A 19,103-nucleotide genomic window follows, 5' to 3' on the forward strand; every position below is an offset into this window, starting at 1 on the left:
CCACCTTACGGAAGCTCGATTTGTTTATTTTCCTTTGATTCCTTATACAATACGATCGTATTTCCGATCGTCTGTACCAATTGAGAACGGCTGCCTTTCACAAGGGCTTCTGCGACATCGTTTTTATCGTCTTCGCAGTTTTGAAGCACGCTGACTTTAATCAGCTCTCTTGCCTCTAAAGCCTCGGCAATCTGTTTCACCATGTTTTCGTTGACTCCGCCCTTTCCCACTTGAAAAATAGGCGTTAAATGATGCGCTTTTGAACGCAAAAACCGTTTTTGTTTTCCTGTTAACATTGTGTTCCTCCTAGTTTTCCTTCAACAATTGCTCTCATCAGGCCGCTGTCAGGCTCCTGTTCCGTCCACAGCTGGAAGGACAGTGCGGCCTGTTCTACAAACATGCCGACGCCGTCAAGGGTTTTCAAACCTCTTTTTTCAGCTTCTTTTAATAACGCCGTTTGAATCGGGTTGTATACGATATCACAAACGATGGCGCCCGCTTTGGCCCGTTCCAATGAGAGCGGCACGGCATCCGTGTTCGGATACATGCCGACAGATGTTGTATGAATAATGACGTCATATTGCTCAAGCTGATTTTCAGCTTCTTCTAATGTAAGAGCGCGTTTCTGCTGAAAAGAGGGAGCGGCCGCAATCAGACTTTCTGCTTTTTCCGGCGTGCGGTTGCAAACGTCAAACTGTTTCGGCTCTTTGCGGACGATCGTCGTAAAAATTGCTCTTGCCGCCCCTCCCGCTCCTATCATTAGAATGGAGAGCTCTGATATCGGTTTGTCCAAAACTTTGACTAAGGATTTATAAAATCCATCTCCGTCAGTATTATACCCGATGAGCCTGTCTCCCTCTCTTTTGACGGTATTTACGGCCCCGAGTACTTTTGCGCTTTCATGTATTTCATCCAGATGCTCCATGATCGCGACTTTATGCGGGACTGTTACATTAATTCCGCAGATGCCCAGTGCTTTAATTCCGTTAACGGCGTCCTTGAGGTTGTGAGGTTCCACCTGAAACGCATAATACTGCCCGTTGATGTTCTTATCTTTCAAAGCCGCGTTATGAATATCGGGTGACATTGAATGCCCGATCGGATTTCCGATTACTCCGTACAATTGTTTCATGCTCCCTCTCCCCTTCTCTCTATATTAATGAACGGCGGACAAATACGTGTACGCCTTTCGGAGCGTAAGCCGTTATTTTTTTATCTGCATGCTGCACCGTGACCCATCCGAGACCGGAAAAAACGATATCCGTCTTTCCTTCTTTAATCGTAAACGTGTGAGCCGTAAGCTCCGGAAATTCATCCAAATGATCTTTCCCGGGCGGGGTGAGCAGTTCACCCGCATGCTTTTCGTATAAGGCGTCAGCATTTTCAAGCTTTGTTCTGTGAATCATCAATTCATTCGGCATATAGCAGACAAACGCCGATTTATCGCCTGAAACATAATCAAACCGGGCAAGCCCGCCGAAGTAAAGCGTTTGTTTCTCATTCAGCTGGAAAGTGCGCGGCTTCAGTTCTTTTTTCGGTGTCAGCACCTTTAAGTCACGCTTGTCTACGTAATGCGCCATCTGGTGATGGTTAATGATTCCCGGAGTATCATAAAGCGCGGACCCGTCATCAAGCGGGATTTCAATTGCATCAAGCGTCGTGCCCGGAAATTGAGAGGTGGTAATGATATTCTCTTCCCCTGAGACCTCTTTAATAATCCGGTTGATAAACGTTGATTTGCCGACATTCGTACAGCCCACCACATACACATCGCGACCTTCGCGGTAATGTTCTATGGCGTCAATGACTTCTTTCATCCCTTGTCCGCGTGAAGCGCTGATTAAAAAGACATCAAGAGGTTTTAAGCCGTATTCTTTCGCTTCGCGTTTCATCCATTGAACGAGCCGTTCCCGTTTTACGGATTTCGGAAGGATATCAGCCTTATTGCCGACAAGGATGATCGGATTTCCGCCGACAAAGCGGTTCAGTCCGTTTATCCAGCTTCCGTTAAAATCAAAAATATCAACGACTTTGACAATAAGAGAGTCAGTATCGCCGATTGTGTGCAAGATATTTAAAAAGTCATCGTCCGTTAATGAAACATCTTGAATTTCATTGTAGTTTTTCAGTCTGAAGCAGCGCTGGCAGATGACATTCTCTTTTGTGAGCGATGCCTTCGGCGCATACCCAAGACCTTGTTTATCCTCGGTCTGGATCGCTACTCCGCAGCCGATGCAAACAACCTTTTCCATTTCTAATCCTCCCACTGAATATGGCCTTTACGTTTCAAAGAACTCAATATTCTCCGTTCAATCCGGCGGTTAAAGCGCGTCATGACCCCGTCAGAGGAAGCGACCGGCACGACAAGGATCGTATGATACCCGTGTCTGTTTCCGCCGAGAACATCAGTAAGCAGCTGATCGCCGATGACCACACAGTCTTCTTTTTTCAGATCCATGCTGCTGACGGCTCTTTTAAAGGCGCGTCCCATCGGTTTTCTTGCCTTATAAATAAACGGTATGCCAAGCGGCTCCGAGAATAATTTCACTCTTCGTTCATTATTATTGGAGACGATCGTGACTTTAATGCCGTGCTCCTTCATTTCTTCAAACCACTCGATTAATCGAGGTGTCGCACTCGGTCTGTCCCACTCCACAAGCGTATTGTCAAGGTCTGTAATAATCCCTTTCACATTGCGCTCCTTGAGCTTTTCCGGTGTGATATGAAATATATTTTTCACAAATTCGTCAGGTAAAAAAAACTTTTTTAACAAAACCCGCACCCTTCCCTTTTTTCTTTCTATCATCTATATGTCGAAACCTGTCGGATTTAAAAACAAAGTCGGACTCAGCAAAAAAATTTCGACAAAAATTGGGTTTCTTCACCAGTTGTGGATAAAATTACACACATTATCCACTCTTATTACATCCGGATTTATCCAGATTATAAACAAGATACTAACAAGTTATCCACTTATGAGTGTGGATAACAGAACGATTGTTCTTATTTGTATTTCATGGTAGATTAAAGATAACCTCACCATGATTGAAACGCAACCTTCCATCATATGCTCGCGTCTGATGATTGATTACAACTGTTAAGGAGGTGCCACTCCCATTAATTGGGTCCCCGGCATGAGAAAGCTTTCTGATGAATTACTAATAGAATCTTATTTCAAAGCCAATGAAATGAATTTGAGCCGTGAATTTATCGAGTTAATTGAAAACGAAATCAAAAGAAGATCGCTCGGACACATTATTTCCGTTTCTTCTTAAACAGAAAAATTTTCCGGGCGAATTTCCTTTTTTTACTCAGATGACTGATATTATATCACTTCGGTTATACGCTTTACTACCACTTTCAACAAAAAACACCCCTTACAGAGGTGTTTAAGAAGACTGCTGTTAAATTTTGAACCAATACAGGCCGCCCAGAACGAGAAAAACGACGAGCAGCACAACAAAAAATGCGTACCAGTACCCCGCATTCACCCGAGGAGGCGGGCATACAGGATATGGCGGAGGGAAACCGCGGTTCATAGCAAATCGCCTCCAAAAAGATGTTTTTCTACAGCCTATGATGCACGAGCAAAACGGCTTAGGCAGCTGACGGCGTCAGCGTTCCAAAATCCGCCCATTTTTTATGCCTTCAATTAAGATTCTGGCCCCTTTTGGCGTCATGTGATTTCCGGAAGGATCTATCAGTCCGGATTGGATGAGCGCCCGGTCTGTATCTTTGCCGCCGTCCGCGCGTATAAAGTGTTTCCAATTATCCACCAGAGGCACTTTTAACTCTTTTGCAACCTGCCTTGTAATGCCGTTATAGGAATTATGCCATTTTCTCGCTCCGCCTTTTTCTTTAAAGGCTGAAGCTTTATATCTTGAATAGTAATAGAGATGATGCGTTCCGTTTCCTTCTATAACTGGAATGCACGTCATTAAAATCGGCTTTATACGGTGCTTTCGGCTTTCGTTTACAAAATAAGTCAGGTTTTCTTTAAACCGTTTCTTTGATACTCGCGGCTGTTGTCCCGTCAAAATGCCCGCATCATTTGTTCCGAACATGATAAATAAATATTGGGGCTTGCGGTCAAGCACGTCGCTTTGAAATCGCAGGCGCGCATCCTCAGTCGTCTGACCGCCTATCCCTGCATTTATAACCGTAAGACGGCCGCGTTCCGTTGTTTTTAACATGTTTACCCACTGCTGCGCCTTTGGATAATCACGATAATCCCAATTGGAACCGCGCGTATTGCTGTCACCGAAAGCGACAGCGCTTTTCTCTTTGCCCGCGGCGCATCCTGATAACAGACAGGCTATCGCAATAAAAAGAACAGCAAACTTCATTTTTTCTCCCCCCAAACCTTACATCCTATATGGTACACGTCTCTTTTGCGGCTTTCAACGCGGCACTCTCTTTACTGGATATGAAAAGGGCCGGCATCCTCTCCGATCAAATCCGAAACTTTAACAAACGTGTAGCCCTGCTTTTTCAGCTGGGGAATGATTTCTTTCAAAGCCTCAACCGTCTGGCGCCGGTTGCCTCCGCCGTCATGCAGAAGAATAATATCTCCACCTCTGGCATGTGAAACAACGTGTCTGACGATTTTTCCTTTTCCGGGCCTTCTCCAGTCCCTCGGATCTTGGTTCCAAGACCACATGATGATATGATAGCCCTCTTTTAAGATGCTTTTGAAAGCCGTACGGTTCAGCGATCCTCCCGGCGGGCGGAATAACTTGTCCCCTTCCGGCTGAAGCGATGTAATATGGCGGGCTGAGCTGTGAAGCTCTTTTAAAATGTCTTTGCGTTTCAGACGGTGAAAATAAACATGGTTCATCGTATGGTTGCCGATTTCATGTCCTTCTTCAATAATGCGCTTTGCCGTTATAGGGTAATTGTCTATACGGCTTCCGATACAAAAAAAAGTCGCTTTAACATTGTACTGTTTCAGCACGTCTAACACAGCCTCTGTATAGACAGGGTGGGGGCCGTCATCGAAGGTTAAAGACAGTTTCTTTTTTTCAGACCTTATGTCCCAGTACACGTTTCCCGTCTTCTCCATGTCACTTCTTTTTAATGATTTCGCATCGGCGGACACGGCAGTGAGACTCGTGAGGACGCATATCATAATGATCAGATGAAAGCATTTCAACGTTTACACCTCCAGTAAACACTACTGTTAACGTGTCCCCTTTTTTAAAAATCATTCTGCGCGCAACTAATGTACATCACCCGCTTTTTCTGTAAGAAACAGGTAATTCCGAATTATGACAGCACTGCTTCCGGCTTGTCTTTCGTTTTCGGACCGTAAATCCCGTCAGCCTGTAAGCCGTTCGTGATTTGGAACCGCTTTACGGCATTGGCGGTTTTGGGTCCGTATATTCCGTCAACTCCATGATTTTCCGTATTTTTATCAGAATAAAAATCAGCGGCGGCAAGGACTCTTTGCACTTGAGTCACCTTTTCGCCCTTTGTATAAGGGGTCGTCAGTTTAATGATTTATTTGCAGAGCCGTTAATGCCTTTTTCAAAAGGCTTCCCAGCTGTTCAGCAGCCTGCCGGGGCAATTCTTTATGGGGAACAGCGCGTTCAAGAGGTATATTTTTGCACAGCCTTATCAAAATTACCGTCGGCGTTTTCACAAATTTCAATTCCCATTCCCTGTCCCATTTGTTCCGTCTCCGGCGTGCCAGCCGTTCTCATCGAGCGGCAAATGCTGATAAACCACTGAGTCATCCACTGTAAAGTGCCAGCTGATAGCTGTGTCCGGCTGTTTCACGTCATTTGCGCGCATCTTTCGCGTCTGCGCCCTCGTCCGTGTTGGATGTATGATGGGCGGTAATATAATCCGGGTCCATTGCATATCCCGGCCGGTTGCCGTTTGATTTCGGTATCGGGTCTTTTTTTCGGATACCATTTTATCCCTCTCCTATTAAACAATGCAAAAGCACGCTTATCGGACACCCTTTTTTAATAGAAGGAGATAGATTTGTACTGTATACTATTTGAAAAGAGGTGAACGTACAGATGATAAAAAAAGGATTCAGTCTTGCCGTCATCATTGCTGTTGTGATGATCGGTTTTATGCAAAAAGACGTCTGGCTCGGCATGATTCGTGCGGGCGGAATGTACGCCGTGCTTATGAGTATCCTGCTGGTCGCAGCTGACGTATTTTTTCCGATTGTTCCATTCGCCATTATCGCGGCCTTAAACGGAGCGGTCTTCGGGATTGTAAACGGGGTGTGGATTACATTGTCAGGCGCGATGCTCGGGACAATGGCCTTGTTTTTCCTCGTCCGGTACGGATTCAGAGACTGGGCCAGAAAAAAGCTGCGGTCTTACCCGGCCGCGGCCCAATATGAAGATTCATTTCATCAGCACGCGTTTACCGCGGTGCTTTTCGGGCGGCTGATTCCGATTATACCGTCGCTTGCCATGAATACCGTATGCGGGCTGAGCAACATACGATGGCCGATCTTTTTTTCCGCATCGACGCTCGGCAAAATTCCGAACATTGTGATCGTGACAGTCGCAGGCGCTTCATTTACAAGCAACAAACTGCTGTCTTTCGGAATTTACGGAATGTATATGCTCGTGTTAATGGCGGTCATTTATAAAAAGTTTCCCGGCCTTTTAAAAACGACGAAAAAATGAAGCGCGTACCGCCCCCTATTCCGGCGGTACGGCTCTCTCATTCTGAGAACCTATCCGTTTAATTCTGAACCGAGCACTTTCAGGTTTTGCTTTTGTAAAATGACAGGGCCGCTTTATTGTCCGGAGAAACTCTAAGATGATATTCCGAAACACCGTTCGTTCTGAAAAACTGATTCGCGTATTGATGGAGCTTCGTCCCGTACCCCATTCCCCTCTGCCGCTCAGTAATATAGTAAAGGTGCACATAACCGATTTTTTGATCGCGATAAAGTTTAATGGAGGCTTCAAGCTGTCCGATCGGCTGCCCGTTATGAAAAAGCAGCACAAAACCGTCGGGAAAGCTCTTGATTTGAGATGACAGCCATCTGAGATACTCATCCTTATTAAAATGATCCGCCGTGCCAAAGCTGACGAGAAACGAATCTTTGCGAAATGAAACGGCCGTCTCTTTATGTTTGTTTAAATTGATTCGCTTGAAATCCATCAAGTGTCCTCCTTTTTGCGGCCGCAAGTAAGAATGAGCATAAAACGGCTGCCAACATCAGCATAACGGCTGCGCCTGTGATGACGATATGGCGGACGGAAGAACTGACTGCCGCGGCTCCGAAAACTGCCGTTATCAATATAATGAAGACAGCTTCAACTAATGAATAAAAGCTGTCCACCCTCCCCATAATGTCCACCGGAACATTTTTTTGATAAAACGTCTGAAATCCCGTATTGGCAAATGCCAAGAAAAAAGCCAGACAGAAAAACCCGCAAGCAGCCGTCCAAAAAACGTGAGAAAACGCATAAATCATATATCCCGCCGCTGTGAAAAAAGAGCCCATTCCCATCAATAAAGAAGCCGGCATTTTTTTATTAAAGAACACATTGGCAAGCGCCCCCGCTATAACCCCTGCCCCTGACACACTGACGAGAAAACCGTAATCAGCATCAGTCAGCTGAAGAACCTCTTTTGAAAAAGCGACTTCAAGCGAATCGAGTGCAGACAACATCACGGTCATGACCAGACTGAATAAAAAATAAATGATCATGACGTTTCGCGCCGTTCGGCTGAAGCGATATACGAGCTTCCAATCTTCTTTGCACACTGCCAAAGAAAGCTTCTGCCTGGGAGAATGTACGTGAGGCTCACTTTCAAGATTCGGCAGCATCATCGTGATGAAACCGGACAGCATTAAAGCAGCCGCATTCACCCAAATCGCAAAAATCGGCGTGCCGACGATAAAAAGCAGCCCGGTCGCAGCCGGGCCGAGGAGAAAAGCCCCTGATTCCGGCAAAGCCCTTAGTGAATTGAATCGTTTTCTCTTTTCAGCCGGGATAAGCATCGTCACATACGCCATGGAAAACGGACGAAACATCGCATTAGCCATATGAATCAAAAACACGATACAATAAACGGAATATAGAGACCATGCAGTAAACATCAGCGGCAGAACGGCAATGAATCCAGCCCGGATGAAATCAAGCGACATCATCATACTCCGTTTGTTACACCTGTCGATGATGCTGCCCGCCCACCCATTTGTCATCAAAACAGCCGCAGGCCTGATTAAATAAAGAATGGACACTGCAAAAGCAGACCCCGTTTCTTTTAAGACAATAAGGTTAAGAGACAAAAAATAAATCCATTCACCAATATTCGCCACCCCGATTCCGGTTAACAAAAGCACCGGGTGCCGCCAAGACTTCCAGTTTTTCATCTTATCCCTCCCTCAGAAAATAAAAAACGCCCTCAAGACAATGAAGTCTTGAGGACGGGAAACAGCCCGCTATGCCACCTCAATTCGGTTTGGCGCCGGCCTTGCCGGTACAAAAGCTTACTCGGTAACAGGAGTATCCGCCGCATCATCCTCGTTTTGCATGATTCCGATGCGAAGCTAAGAGGTTTGTTTCAACACATCCATTCATACTCCTTCCCAGCTCCCGGAGCTCTCTGTCATGAATGATATCTGTCTACTCTTCTCTTCAGCGCTTTTCAATTTATATTCTTTTCGATTTTACTTTTTTTAACAATATACAGGCTAAATCAGAAAAAATCAAGAGGCTGTAAGAAATAAAACTTGCCTTTGATTAATTTCCCTGTACAGACACAAACAGCCTGACTGCCACATACAGTTACATATAGGCTTTTGCCTACATAACTTTGTGGAGGTGAGGATGGTGACAGGTGTTTTTGCAGCGCTCGGGTTTATTGTGAAAGAACTCGTGTTTTTAGTATCATACGTGAAAAATAATGCCTTTCCACAACCGCTCTCAAATCATGAGGAGAAAAAATACTTAGACCTTATGGCCGAAGGAGATGAACACGCCCGCAATATGCTGATCGAACATAATCTCCGTTTAGTCGCCCATATTGTAAAAAAATTCGAAAACACGGGGGAAGACGCAGAAGATCTGATCTCCATCGGTACAATCGGGCTGATTAAAGGCATCGAAAGCTATTCAGCCGGAAAAGGCACGAAGCTTGCGACATATGCCGCACGATGTATTGAGAACGAGATTTTAATGCATCTGCGCGCCTTGAAAAAAACAAAAAAAGATGTTTCCCTTCATGATCCGATCGGCCAGGATAAAGAAGGGAATGAAATAAGCCTGATCGATGTGCTCAAGTCGGAAAGCGAAGATGTGATCGACACCATTCAGCTCAACATGGAGCTTGAAAAGGTCAAAAAATATATCGACATTTTAGACGACCGCGAAAAAGAAGTGATCGTCGGCCGCTTCGGCCTTGATTTAAAAAAAGAAAAGACGCAGCGCGAGATCGCGAAAGAGCTCGGCATTTCAAGAAGCTATGTGTCGCGGATTGAAAAACGCGCATTGATGAAGATGTTTCATGAGTTTTACCGGGCGGAAAAAGAGAAGCGTAAGAAATCTAAGGGAAAATAAGCGAAAAGCCGGATCTGACATTCCGGCTTTTTCTGTTTTACGAAGACTTTTTGAAAAAGAGATGTGACAGTTCCTTACATATACTCTATCAACCTGGATCAAAAAGCTGAATATCCCCCTGTTTATTCACCTCCACATGTAGCTTGATATCTCATCATTTATATGTTCAATCATGTATAACGAACGCGGCATGATCAATACAACATAAGAGGCATTTCATTTCCCTCTTATCGTTAATTTATTTAACCGTCACAATTACTCATTTATACTTAAGTTATTGAATTATTTCCCTTTAATATCCGCACATTGTTATCAATAAAATATATTCATTTTATAATCATAATTTGACTATTTTAGAAAATTATTCGATACTAAAAGGAACCAAGGGGATAAAAAGTAACTAAAAAAAGAGATATCAACCTTTTTAATTCAAAGTACCCAAATACATTTCCATTATTTTTGTTACAATAAATGCATAAGTTATTTTTCATCCATATTTATTGAAGGAGGACATATAATATGGGCGAGTCGAAAAATTTACAACCTAAAGTAGAAAAAAGCTTCGAAATAATTGGGAAAAAGTGGACAGGTTTAATTATTTATGTGCTAATGAGTGGTCCTAAGCGCTTTAGTGAGTTAAGTGAGAGCATGCCTTCCTTAAGCAGAAGGATATTAACTGAACGGATTAAAGAATTAGAAGAACAGGGAATTGTTGTTCGAAATGTAATCCCCGATCGTCCGATACGTTCTGAGTACTCTTTAACTCAAAAAGGAACAGAATTAGGAAAAATATTAGGGCCGATTAGTCAATGGGCGGAAAGCTGGGTCAAGGATTGACCATTCTTTTAGTATCTATGCCAATAAACACAGCGCTGTTTTTAATTATCTAATAAGGAAGGAAGATCTCCATGTCTAATGTTCTCTATATCACAGCACATCCTCTGCCTGAAGATGAATCACTCAGCATGACCGTAGGAAAAGAATTCATTGAAAGCTATAAGCAAACACATCCTGAAGATGATGTTGTCCATTTAGATTTATACAAAGCTGATATTCCGTATCTAGATGCAGATGTATTTAATGGTTGGAAAAAACTTCGCTCTCAAGCTTCACTTCAAGATTTATCAGCGGATGAACGGTTAAAAGTCGCCCGTTTAGCTGAATTAGGCGGACAGTTTTTGTTAGCTGATAAATATATTTTTGTAACACCTATGTGGAATTTATCCGTTCCAGCCATCATGAAGACCTATATTGATGCAATCGCGGTGTCAGGCAAAACCTTCACGTATACAAAAGAAGGCTCAAAAGGCTTACTAGAAGGAAAAAAAGCTCTCCATATACAATCGCGGGGAGACATCTACTCACATGGTCCTGAAATGGAAAGAGAGATGGGAAACCGATACTTAGAAGTGATCATGGATTTTTTTGGTATCAAATCATTTGAAAGTATTATTATTGAAGGGCAAATGAAGTTTCCAGAACAAACTTCTCAAATTAAAGATAAAGCAATTCGGCAAGCCAAAGAGATGGCTAAACAATTTTAATCCAACACATCATAAGGCCTTGAACCTTATCAAGGCCCTTCAATTTTGTTTTATACATCTTCTATACTGATTCCTCTTTTTCTTTAAACATAAATAGCTGTCGCACACCTCCAACCTGCATGATTTATACGACTGTGCCCTCAATAAACACTTTCCCAGCAGATATTAATTTTTCTGCCATTTTTGAGTTTCACCTTTCTTTTTTATATGTTAGTTACAACCCACTCATAACCTATACGGTAAACTAACCTAAGTAACCAATAGTAACTTAGGTTAGTTTTTTTTCGTTACGACTGATTTTTTCTATTGATATCAGATTTCATATAAATGAACCATTTTTATTATTCCAGACCCGAAACATCAAGAAAGGTCTAATTGAAGAACTAATCAGAAAAAAAGAAATGCAAGATGAAACCATTGACTATTTTAGTTACCTAGGTTACTATTAGTAACGTAAAGTGACGAAACAAAACTAGCCACTTTCAATACATCAAGGGTTTGGGAAAGAAGGTTTGCATCAAATGGATATTTTCTTAGCCATTCTTCCTGCAATATTTTGGGGAAGTATCGTCCTCTTCAATGTCAAGTTAGGCGGAGGACCTTATAGTCAAACACTTGGAACAACGATTGGAGCACTGATCTTTTCAGCTGTTATCTATCTCGTTATCCATCCTGTATTGACGCCTTTTATCTTTATTGTAGGAATCGTTTCAGGGTTGTTTTGGGCTGTTGGACAAAGTAATCAGTTAAAAACCATTGAATATATTGGTGTTTCTAAAACGATGCCGATTTCAACAGGTATGCAGCTCGTATCAACAGCTTTGTTTGGGGTGATTGTTTTTCATGAGTGGTCAACAGTCACTACAGTTCTATTGGGAATACTAGCCCTCATTTTTATCGTGATTGGGATTGTGTTAACCTCACTTGAAAGCAAAAAAAATAAAGAGCAATCTGGGCAATTTAAAAAGGGCATTATCACACTCATCATATCTACGATTGGATATTTAGTATATGTTGTCGTTGCACGTTTGTTTAACGTTGATGGCTGGGTGGCTTTATTCCCTCAAGCAATCGGTATGTTTATCGGCGGACTCATCCTCACTTATAAACATAAGCCTTTTAATAAATACACAATTCGCAACATTATTCCCGGTCTTATATGGGCTGCGGGTAATATGTTCTTATTTATTTCCCAACCTAAGGTAGGGGTAGCGACAAGTTTTTCACTATCACAAATGGGAATCGTCGTGTCAACGCTTGGAGGTATCTTCTTACTAGGCGAAAAGAAAACAAAGCGTCAGCTTATTTCGATTTCAATTGGCATTGTGCTCATTATTTTGGGCGGAGTGCTGCTGGGAATAGCAAAAAGTTAAAATACATTAAACTAAACAGTAAGAATATCTATTAAAAAAATAATCGTTAGAACCAGGAGGAACTTATCATGTATAAAGATTTAAAAGATAAAGTAGTCGTAATTACAGGCGGATCTACAGGCCTTGGACGTGCAATGGCTGTTCGCTTCGGTCAAGAAGAAGCAAAAGTTGTTATTAACTATTACAACCATGAAGAAGAAGCTTTAGATGCGAAAAAAGAAGTAGAAGAAGCAGGCGGACAAGCAATCATCGTTCAAGGTGACGTAACAAAAGAAGAAGACGTTGTAAATCTTGTTCAAACAGCTATTAAAGAATTCGGTACTCTAGACGTAATGATTAACAACGCTGGTGTTGAAAACCCAGTTCCTTCTCATGAGCTATCTCTAGATAACTGGAACAAAGTTATTGATACAAACTTAACAGGTGCATTCTTAGGAAGCCGTGAAGCAATCAAATATTTCGTTGAAAACGACATTAAAGGAAACGTAATTAACATGTCCAGCGTACATGAAATGATTCCTTGGCCATTATTTGTTCACTATGCAGCAAGTAAAGGCGGAATGAAACTTATGACGGAAACATTGGCTCTTGAATATGCGCCAAAAGGTATCCGCGTAAATAACATTGGACCAGGTGCGATGAACACACCAATCAACGCTGAAAAATTCGCAGATCCAGAACAACGTGCAGATGTTGAAAGCATGATTCCAATGGGTTACATCGGTAAACCAGAAGAAGTAGCAGCAGTAGCAGCATTCTTAGCATCTTCTGAAGCAAGTTATGTAACGGGTATTACACTCTTTGCAGATGGCGGTATGACGAAATACCCTTCTTTCCAAGCTGGAAGAGGTTAATAAAAATAAGGCCTTAAGGCTTTAGAGAAATAAAAAATAGAAGTCTGCGGACACTGAACTTATAGCACTGGTGCTGTTGGTTTGGTGTCCTTTTTTATATACTTTCAAAGCAGCTGATTGTATTGAACAAATAGGTTCATTTTATCCACTTGTGCGTTTTTTATTAGTCATGCGCTTTGCGGTATTTTGTCTGCATATCATTTTATATTCATTTTGGCCAGAGAAAGAGCACTATTTTAGTCCGTCCAAGTAAAAAAGGAAGGGTTCTTCCCTTCCTCTAGCCCTGACTTAATCTCCTGCAATTTTGAAACCGACATTTGAAGCTGGATCACGCTTTATTGCCGAAATTTTCACAACACACTTAGTATATCAGCTTTCTAATGTCAATAATTGAAATTTCCATTCACCCTCTGTACGTCACCGACAGCAGCAATTCTGCTATTATCTTAGCAAATAAATAGATGATCAATTTACAGATCGAATTTCATGGCGCCTATCGTTTTTACAATTTTCGGATCTTGGTGCGAGCCGAAAAGACTTTCTCCTTTATCAAGGTCGGAAATTTTTTCGATATCCTCTAAGCTCAACTCAAAATCGAAAATGTCAAAGTTTTCGACAATCCGTTCTTTGCGCACCGATTTTGGAATTGTAACGACTTCATGCTGAACAAGCCAACGCAGCACGACCTGGGCGACGGATTTATTGTGTTTTTCCGCAATGGAAGTCAACACTTCGTTGCTGAACATGTTATTGCGTCCTTCAGCGAACGGTGCCCACGACTCGTGTTGTACTCCCTGCTCTTTCATAAAAGCAGCACTTTCTTTTTGCTGATAGAATGGATGTGTTTCGACTTGATTGACGGCTGGCACGATTTCATTATGCATGATGAGATCCATAAGACGGTCGGGATAGAAGTTGCTGACTCCGATTGCCCTGATTTTGCCTTCACGGTACAAGTCCTCCATCGCACGCCAAGCGCCGTAGTAATCGCCGTATGGTTGGTGAATAAGGTATAAATCAAGATAATCCAGCTGCAGCTTACTCAATGATTTGGAAAATGCTATTTTGGCGCTTTCATAGCCGGCATCCTGAATCCAGAGCTTGGTCGTAATGAATAGCTCCTCACGCGGTACGCCGCTCCGCTTGATTGCACGTCCGACTGCTTCCTCGTTTAGGTAACCGGAAGCGGTGTCAATCAGGCGGTAACCGGCCATCAGTGCTTCATATACTGCGTTTTCACATTCTTGAGCATCGGGGACTTGGTATACACCGAAGCCGATAATTGGCATTTTCACTCCATTGTTTAATGTTACGGTTTGCATTGTAATTCCTCCTATTGTTCAAATGTAGAATGACAAACGGCACGCATCCCGAAAATCGGGCACTGCAGAATGAATTCCGCTGCGGCTGGTTTGCGTTATAATAAGCTTATTATCTTCGTGTAACACGAAGGCAAGCACTTTTTTTAAATGTTTAAAGGAGGATTACATATGCATACAGTCAAAGAAGCAGCGATAATAACCGGACTCACCGAGCATGCGGTGCGCTTTTACACGGATAAAGGCCTGGTGCCGAGCGTACAACGCAATAAAAACAATATTCGTTTGTTCGACGAAGAATCAATCAACTGGCTGTTTGGCGTCAAATGCCTCAGGCAATCCGGGATGCCGATTGAAGTTATTAAAACGTACGTGAATCTCTGTCTTGAAGGAGATTCGACCATTCCACAACGGTACACACTCATGATGGAGCATAAAGAAGATGCACTCGCTCAGCTTGAAGAAGCCAAACAGCACATTGCCCATTTGGAACAAAAAACCGCCCTATATCAGGCCATCATGGAGCACCGCTCTTTTGATACAACCAATCCCGCCAACTGGGAAAAAATACAGCATATGCATAGTGACGTATTTTACTCGCCGGATGCTCGGAAAGTGTGAGAGATATTTATGAGCACATCAATGGCTCTTAAACTCCTAAATTGGAATCCATATTGAGTATGCTAAGTTTGATGACATATTATGAGGGATTAAATTTGTTTATACGGCCATAGGGCTGCAAGTCCTTAAATTTTTTCTTAAGGTTACTTTTCGTTAATTGGAAATTGATAGAAGTCGCATCTGTATGCGACTTCTTGTTCGATTTTGTTTTCAAGTGTGTCATAGGTAATGTTAAACTTCAGCAATTACTTCTTTTGTGCTTAAGTTAACTGTACTAGTTGATGGAACAGACTTTTGATCCTTAGTCAGCGGTCTCCCTGTTGTGCTGCTCTTAAAATATGCTGATCAAAACCGATCTACTCGATTTTCTGTGTGTCATGATCCATTTGGATAACTCGCGCATCTCTTAAAATCGTTGGCGTGTCTGGAACCATTCGGATAACTCATTAATAACTGCTTTTTAGAAAGAATCCCCCACTTGCTCAAAACTGCTTTTCATACAGTCTTAAGAGCCATCGCATGCCAGTCATTTTTCCACCCAAACTCAGACAGACTTACTGAATTTCTTTTTGTGCTTTTCTGCTTGTGCCTTTGTCCAGTACATTGTTTTTTCGGAAGCCATTTATCAACTCAAAATAAGCTGCATAGCCAATTACCGCATCTGATTCTCGTTTTTCAAAGTCAATCTCTCGTCAGCGGATTCCACTTCTGCAAATCGCCTTCATGAATCGGTATGCAAATGATGGATTTATATTGGCCTGTTCGCAAAGCAAGCTGTATGTACCCTTTATATACAAGCTGGAATTGAACCTATCCAGGCATACCCTAAGTTTTTATCTATAGGCAGGTTGAGTGTAGCTGCCACTGGAACGTTTCTCATACATACTAATAAAACCTTGTTAAAACTTTACAAGACAAACTGAATTGACTATAGTCTAATTAGACTAAATATTAATGTAAAGAAGTGAAAAATTAGATGATAAAGTCTTTTTTAATGTTGGGGCAGTCGAATATGGCAGGCCGTGGATTTTTGAATGAAGTAGACCCTATCTATAATGAAAAAATAAAAATGCTGCGCAATGGACAGTGGCAGATGATGACAGAGCCGATTAATTACGACCGTCCGGTTTCCGGCGTTGGTCTGGCGGCATCTTTTGCAGATGCATGGTCGAAAGCTCATCCCGATGAAGAAATTGGCTTGATCCCTTGTGCGGAAGGTGGCAGTTCATTGAATGACTGGCATCCGGAAGGCATCCTTTTTCAGCATGCTTTGTCCGAAGCCCGCTTCGCCCTCCGATCCAGTCAAATTTGCGGAATCCTTTGGCACCAGGGTGAGAGTGACAGTTATCGTTCGCTGCATGAAACTTATTACGAGAAATTAACCCTTATCATCGAGACGCTAAGAAACGAGTTGGAACTTGATGAGGTACCGTTGATGATTGGAGGGCTTGGTGACTTTCTTGGGAAGACTGGTTTTGGACAGCACGCGATTGAATTTCGACAGGTTAATGAACAATTGCTGCGATTCGCTAATGAACAACCGAATTGTTATTTTGTTACTGCAGCAGGTTTGACTGCAAATCCTGATGGCATTCATTTAGACGCAGCTTCACAACGCAAATTCGGTTACCGCTATTTCGAGGCTTTTTCGAAAAAGTGCCATATCCTGAAACCTATTTCGGGAGAGGAGCAATCACTGAAAGTGAAGGGTGGCTATTCTAAAACAGAACAGATTTACCTTCATAGTATGGATTTGGCTTCGGGCAAAATCACGTACGCGGAATTTGAGGCGCGGATGGCGAAGGTGATGAAACCATAATTCCCTTACTTATCCTTGGTCTGCTCATCCAAAACCCCGGCGCTCATGGCTATGAACTTCTGACCTTAATAGAAAAACGTCATTACAAATACATTGTTAACTTCACGAAAGGTTCATTCTATTACAATCTTCAGCAACTTGAAGAAAAGTGTTTTATTGAACAGATTCATCAGAAACCCTCAACCAGCGGGCGTGAAATCCGTCACTTTAACGTCACAGAATCGGGAAGGGCAGAATTCGAGAAATTAATGATCAAATACGGCACCAAATCGGAATATGTGAACCTGCAATTTTATGGGGCGTTACTCTTTGCCGATGAATTCGACAAAAATAAATTACTGGATCTGATCCAATCACAAATCGATCAGACTAAAACTCGAATCGAGCTCCTTGATGAATACCTGTCTGTCACTCAAGAAATTCCCGGCACAATCAATTACTTTCGCCGTATGAACGAAAATTCCCGTTCACATCACTTGGTTAATTTAGAGTGGTTCGAAAAATTGAAAGCAGAAATAGAATGAACTATTTCATAATAAAAAAATGCAATGTTAAATATATAAGAAGATGAGTTACCTACATATAAAACCTGTGTCGCAGATATCTCGTAACATCATTGACACAGGTTTTATACTCCTTCTTTAATTAAACCAGTAATAGGGTTGTCAACACTTGCCCCCCAACAAGAGCAAGTGAATCTGCTGCGTGTTCTTCTTTTTCAATCCTTCGTATGAATAACCACTTTTTACACCTATTTAGTATTCAAGGAAGTCAACTGTTTCTTCTCCTTCTTCCGCTAAACTGCTGCTTTAGTCGAATAAGCAAAAGTGATCTCCCTAAAGGAAGAATCACTTGCGAAAAGCCGGATCTGACATCTTCTTATTTTCTTTTTAATATAAAACAATGATAACTTTCTTTCATCTTATGAAACCCAATCAGTTATGAGGTGTTTTCATTAGCTGTACAAATACAGGGGAATAACTTAATTTATTACATATAAGTTATCCTGCAAAACTGTGCACGGAATGTCGGGTAGATACATTTCGCTCCTGTTATTCTTTTGTTAAAGGAGGTCAAATAAATGGATACGCTTAAAAGGATGAATAGCGCATTAACGTATATTGAAGAAAACCTCACGAACGATATTGATTTCAAAGAAGCAGCAAGGCTTGCTTTCTGCTCTGAATATCATTTTAAAAGGATGTTTTCCTTCCTTGCAGGTATTTCATTATCGGAATATATTCGTCGCAGACGTCTTACTCTTGCAGCTTTTGAACTTAAAGACAGCAGCGTAAAGGTGATTGATCTTGCAATAAAATACGGTTATCACTCACCAGATTCTTTCGCAAGAGCATTTAAACATTTGCATGGCATAAGACCATCAGAAGCTAAACATAATGGCCATTCACTTAAAGCTTATCCGCGAATGACTTTCCAGTTATCAATCAAAGGAGGAAATGAAATGAACTATCGCATTGAAGAAAAAGAGGCATTTCGCATCGTCGGCATAAAAAAAAGAGTCCCTATTTTGTTCAAAGGAGTGAATCCTGACATTGCATCGATGTGGGAAAGTTTAGATGAAGCAGCAATCAATCAACTAAAAGAGCTTTCTAATGTAGCGCCTGTAGGACTCATTAGTGCATCCACGAACTTTTCTGAAGGCCGGACAGAGGAAAACGGAGAGCTTGATCACTATATTGGCGCAGCCACAACGAAACATTGCCCAAATCATCTATCACAGCTTGAAGTCCCTGCTTCAACGTGGGCTGTATTCGAAGCAGCCGGATCATTTCCGAATGCACTGCAGGAAGTATGGGGGCGGATTTATTCCGAATGGTTTCCATCGTCAAATTATGAACAAATTGAAGGCCCAGAAATACTGTGGAATGAGCATAAAGATGTAACATCACCATCTTTTAAAAGTGAAATTTGGATACCCATTTCAAAAAAGTAATATATCTTACAGGAAGGGGGCTCATCCCTTCCTCACTAACCCGATCTGCGGCAATATTGATGCCGCTAAATCTA

General features: G+C 42.1%; 20 protein-coding genes, 3 pseudogenes and 1 other annotated feature. Of the genes and pseudogenes, 11 read left to right on the top strand and 12 right to left on the bottom strand.

From position 1 onward, the window contains the following. Positions 1-5: 5 nt before the first annotated feature. From yhbY to ABDB98_RS12205, 4 genes are read right to left on the bottom strand one after another with little or no spacing between them, the layout of a single operon-like run. Positions 6-296, bottom strand: a complete 291-nt coding sequence (gene yhbY / locus ABDB98_RS12190) for a ribosome assembly RNA-binding protein YhbY (protein ID WP_003152858.1) — start codon at positions 294-296, stop codon at positions 6-8. Continuing rightward, a complete protein-coding gene (gene aroE, locus ABDB98_RS12195) occupies positions 290-1,132 on the bottom strand; it encodes a shikimate dehydrogenase (protein WP_438420263.1) in 843 nt (280 codons plus the stop codon). Before aroE ends, yhbY begins: the two co-directional genes overlap by 7 nt. Positions 1,133-1,151: 19 nt before the next feature. After that, positions 1,152-2,252, bottom strand: coding sequence for a ribosome biogenesis GTPase YqeH (yqeH, locus tag ABDB98_RS12200; protein ID WP_438420264.1), 1,101 nt, complete (start codon positions 2,250-2,252; stop codon positions 1,152-1,154). Positions 2,253-2,254: 2 nt separating this feature from the next. Continuing rightward, positions 2,255-2,773 (bottom strand): YqeG family HAD IIIA-type phosphatase, encoded by a 519-nt coding sequence (locus ABDB98_RS12205; protein ID WP_014470710.1) that lies wholly within the window; start codon positions 2,771-2,773, stop codon positions 2,255-2,257. Between the two features lie 361 nt (positions 2,774-3,134). Between ABDB98_RS12205 and ABDB98_RS12210 the strand changes: the two genes are divergently transcribed. Next, complete coding sequence (locus ABDB98_RS12210) at positions 3,135-3,275, top strand: sporulation histidine kinase inhibitor Sda (protein WP_003152850.1); 141 nt, start codon at positions 3,135-3,137, stop codon at positions 3,273-3,275. Positions 3,276-3,614: 339 nt separating this feature from the next. Here ABDB98_RS12210 and ABDB98_RS12215 read toward each other — a convergent pair whose 3' ends face one another. The 3 genes and pseudogenes from ABDB98_RS12215 to ABDB98_RS12225 form a co-directional block, all read right to left on the bottom strand. Continuing rightward, a complete protein-coding gene (locus ABDB98_RS12215) occupies positions 3,615-4,346 on the bottom strand; it encodes an SGNH/GDSL hydrolase family protein (protein ID WP_438420265.1) in 732 nt (243 codons plus the stop codon). 71 nt (positions 4,347-4,417) lie between these two features. Continuing rightward, positions 4,418-5,152, bottom strand: coding sequence for a polysaccharide deacetylase family protein (locus ABDB98_RS12220; protein WP_438420266.1), 735 nt, complete (start codon positions 5,150-5,152; stop codon positions 4,418-4,420). Positions 5,153-5,265: 113 nt separating this feature from the next. Continuing rightward, positions 5,266-5,857: pseudogene (locus ABDB98_RS12225) on the bottom strand (peptidoglycan recognition protein family protein). A gap of 169 nt (positions 5,858-6,026) precedes the next feature. Here ABDB98_RS12225 and ABDB98_RS12230 point away from each other — a divergent pair. Then, positions 6,027-6,653: a TVP38/TMEM64 family protein gene (locus ABDB98_RS12230; protein WP_099744676.1), complete on the top strand. Its 627-nt coding sequence runs from the start codon at positions 6,027-6,029 to the stop codon at positions 6,651-6,653. A 79-nt stretch (positions 6,654-6,732) separates the two neighbouring features. Here the strand turns inward: ABDB98_RS12230 and ABDB98_RS12235 are convergent, their stop codons facing one another. Both ABDB98_RS12235 and ABDB98_RS12240 read right to left on the bottom strand, forming a co-directional pair. Further along, the gene (locus ABDB98_RS12235; RefSeq protein ID WP_438420267.1) at positions 6,733-7,137 is read right to left on the bottom strand and encodes a GNAT family N-acetyltransferase; all 405 of its coding nucleotides are present in this window, start codon (positions 7,135-7,137) and stop codon (positions 6,733-6,735) included. Continuing rightward, positions 7,103-8,359, bottom strand: a complete 1,257-nt coding sequence (locus ABDB98_RS12240; protein ID WP_438420268.1) for an MFS transporter — start codon at positions 8,357-8,359, stop codon at positions 7,103-7,105. The genes ABDB98_RS12235 and ABDB98_RS12240 overlap by 35 nt, the downstream gene beginning before the upstream one ends. Positions 8,360-8,406: 47 nt before the next feature. Next, positions 8,407-8,637, bottom strand: a binding site (T-box leader). Positions 8,638-8,816: 179 nt separating this feature from the next. Between ABDB98_RS12240 and sigK the strand changes: the two genes are divergently transcribed. The 5 genes from sigK (at position 8,817) to gdh (ending at position 13,316) form a co-directional block, all read left to right on the top strand. Next, positions 8,817-9,545 carry an RNA polymerase sporulation sigma factor SigK gene (gene sigK / locus ABDB98_RS12245; protein ID WP_438420269.1) on the top strand — a complete coding sequence of 243 codons (729 nt, stop codon included), beginning with the start codon at positions 8,817-8,819 and terminating at the stop codon, positions 9,543-9,545. Between the two features lie 519 nt (positions 9,546-10,064). After that, positions 10,065-10,382, top strand: coding sequence for a winged helix-turn-helix transcriptional regulator (locus ABDB98_RS12250; protein ID WP_438420270.1), 318 nt, complete (start codon positions 10,065-10,067; stop codon positions 10,380-10,382). A gap of 71 nt (positions 10,383-10,453) precedes the next feature. Then, on the top strand, positions 10,454-11,089 hold the full coding sequence (locus tag ABDB98_RS12255; RefSeq protein ID WP_438420271.1) for an FMN-dependent NADH-azoreductase: 636 nt from the start codon (positions 10,454-10,456) through the stop codon (positions 11,087-11,089). Positions 11,090-11,610: 521 nt separating this feature from the next. After that, positions 11,611-12,462, top strand: a complete 852-nt coding sequence (locus tag ABDB98_RS12260; protein WP_045926768.1) for a RhaT/GlcU family sugar-proton symporter — start codon at positions 11,611-11,613, stop codon at positions 12,460-12,462. Positions 12,463-12,530: 68 nt separating this feature from the next. Continuing rightward, positions 12,531-13,316, top strand: a complete 786-nt coding sequence (gene gdh, locus ABDB98_RS12265; RefSeq protein WP_060964700.1) for a glucose 1-dehydrogenase — start codon at positions 12,531-12,533, stop codon at positions 13,314-13,316. Between the two features lie 470 nt (positions 13,317-13,786). Here gdh and ABDB98_RS12270 read toward each other — a convergent pair whose 3' ends face one another. After that, positions 13,787-14,638, bottom strand: a complete 852-nt coding sequence (locus tag ABDB98_RS12270) for an aldo/keto reductase (protein WP_438420272.1) — start codon at positions 14,636-14,638, stop codon at positions 13,787-13,789. Positions 14,639-14,806: 168 nt separating this feature from the next. On the opposite strand from ABDB98_RS12270, the gene ABDB98_RS12275 reads away from it, so the two are divergent. After that, positions 14,807-15,256 (top strand): MerR family transcriptional regulator, encoded by a 450-nt coding sequence (locus tag ABDB98_RS12275; protein WP_438420273.1) that lies wholly within the window; start codon positions 14,807-14,809, stop codon positions 15,254-15,256. 191 nt (positions 15,257-15,447) lie between these two features. Here ABDB98_RS12275 and ABDB98_RS12280 read toward each other — a convergent pair. Continuing rightward, positions 15,448-15,696: pseudogene (locus ABDB98_RS12280) on the bottom strand (phage major capsid protein); the annotation flags it as partial. 58 nt (positions 15,697-15,754) lie between these two features. Continuing rightward, positions 15,755-16,121 (bottom strand): annotated as a pseudogene (locus ABDB98_RS12285) (recombinase RecT); the annotation flags it as partial. A gap of 111 nt (positions 16,122-16,232) precedes the next feature. On the opposite strand from ABDB98_RS12285, the gene ABDB98_RS12290 reads away from it, so the two are divergent. The 3 genes from ABDB98_RS12290 to ABDB98_RS12300 all read left to right on the top strand — a co-directional run bounded on the left by ABDB98_RS12290 (position 16,233) and on the right by ABDB98_RS12300 (position 19,029). Further along, the gene (locus tag ABDB98_RS12290; RefSeq protein ID WP_438420274.1) at positions 16,233-17,075 is read left to right on the top strand and encodes a sialate O-acetylesterase; all 843 of its coding nucleotides are present in this window, start codon (positions 16,233-16,235) and stop codon (positions 17,073-17,075) included. Continuing rightward, positions 17,072-17,599 carry a PadR family transcriptional regulator gene (locus ABDB98_RS12295; protein WP_438422142.1) on the top strand — a complete coding sequence of 176 codons (528 nt, stop codon included), beginning with the start codon at positions 17,072-17,074 and terminating at the stop codon, positions 17,597-17,599. Before ABDB98_RS12290 ends, ABDB98_RS12295 begins: the two co-directional genes overlap by 4 nt. 557 nt (positions 17,600-18,156) lie before the next feature. After that, a complete protein-coding gene (locus tag ABDB98_RS12300) occupies positions 18,157-19,029 on the top strand; it encodes an AraC family transcriptional regulator (RefSeq protein ID WP_438420275.1) in 873 nt (290 codons plus the stop codon). Positions 19,030-19,103 lie beyond the last annotated feature (74 nt).

The organism is Bacillus siamensis, assembly GCF_051628075.1.
Taxonomy (GTDB): domain Bacteria; phylum Bacillota; class Bacilli; order Bacillales; family Bacillaceae; genus Bacillus; species Bacillus siamensis.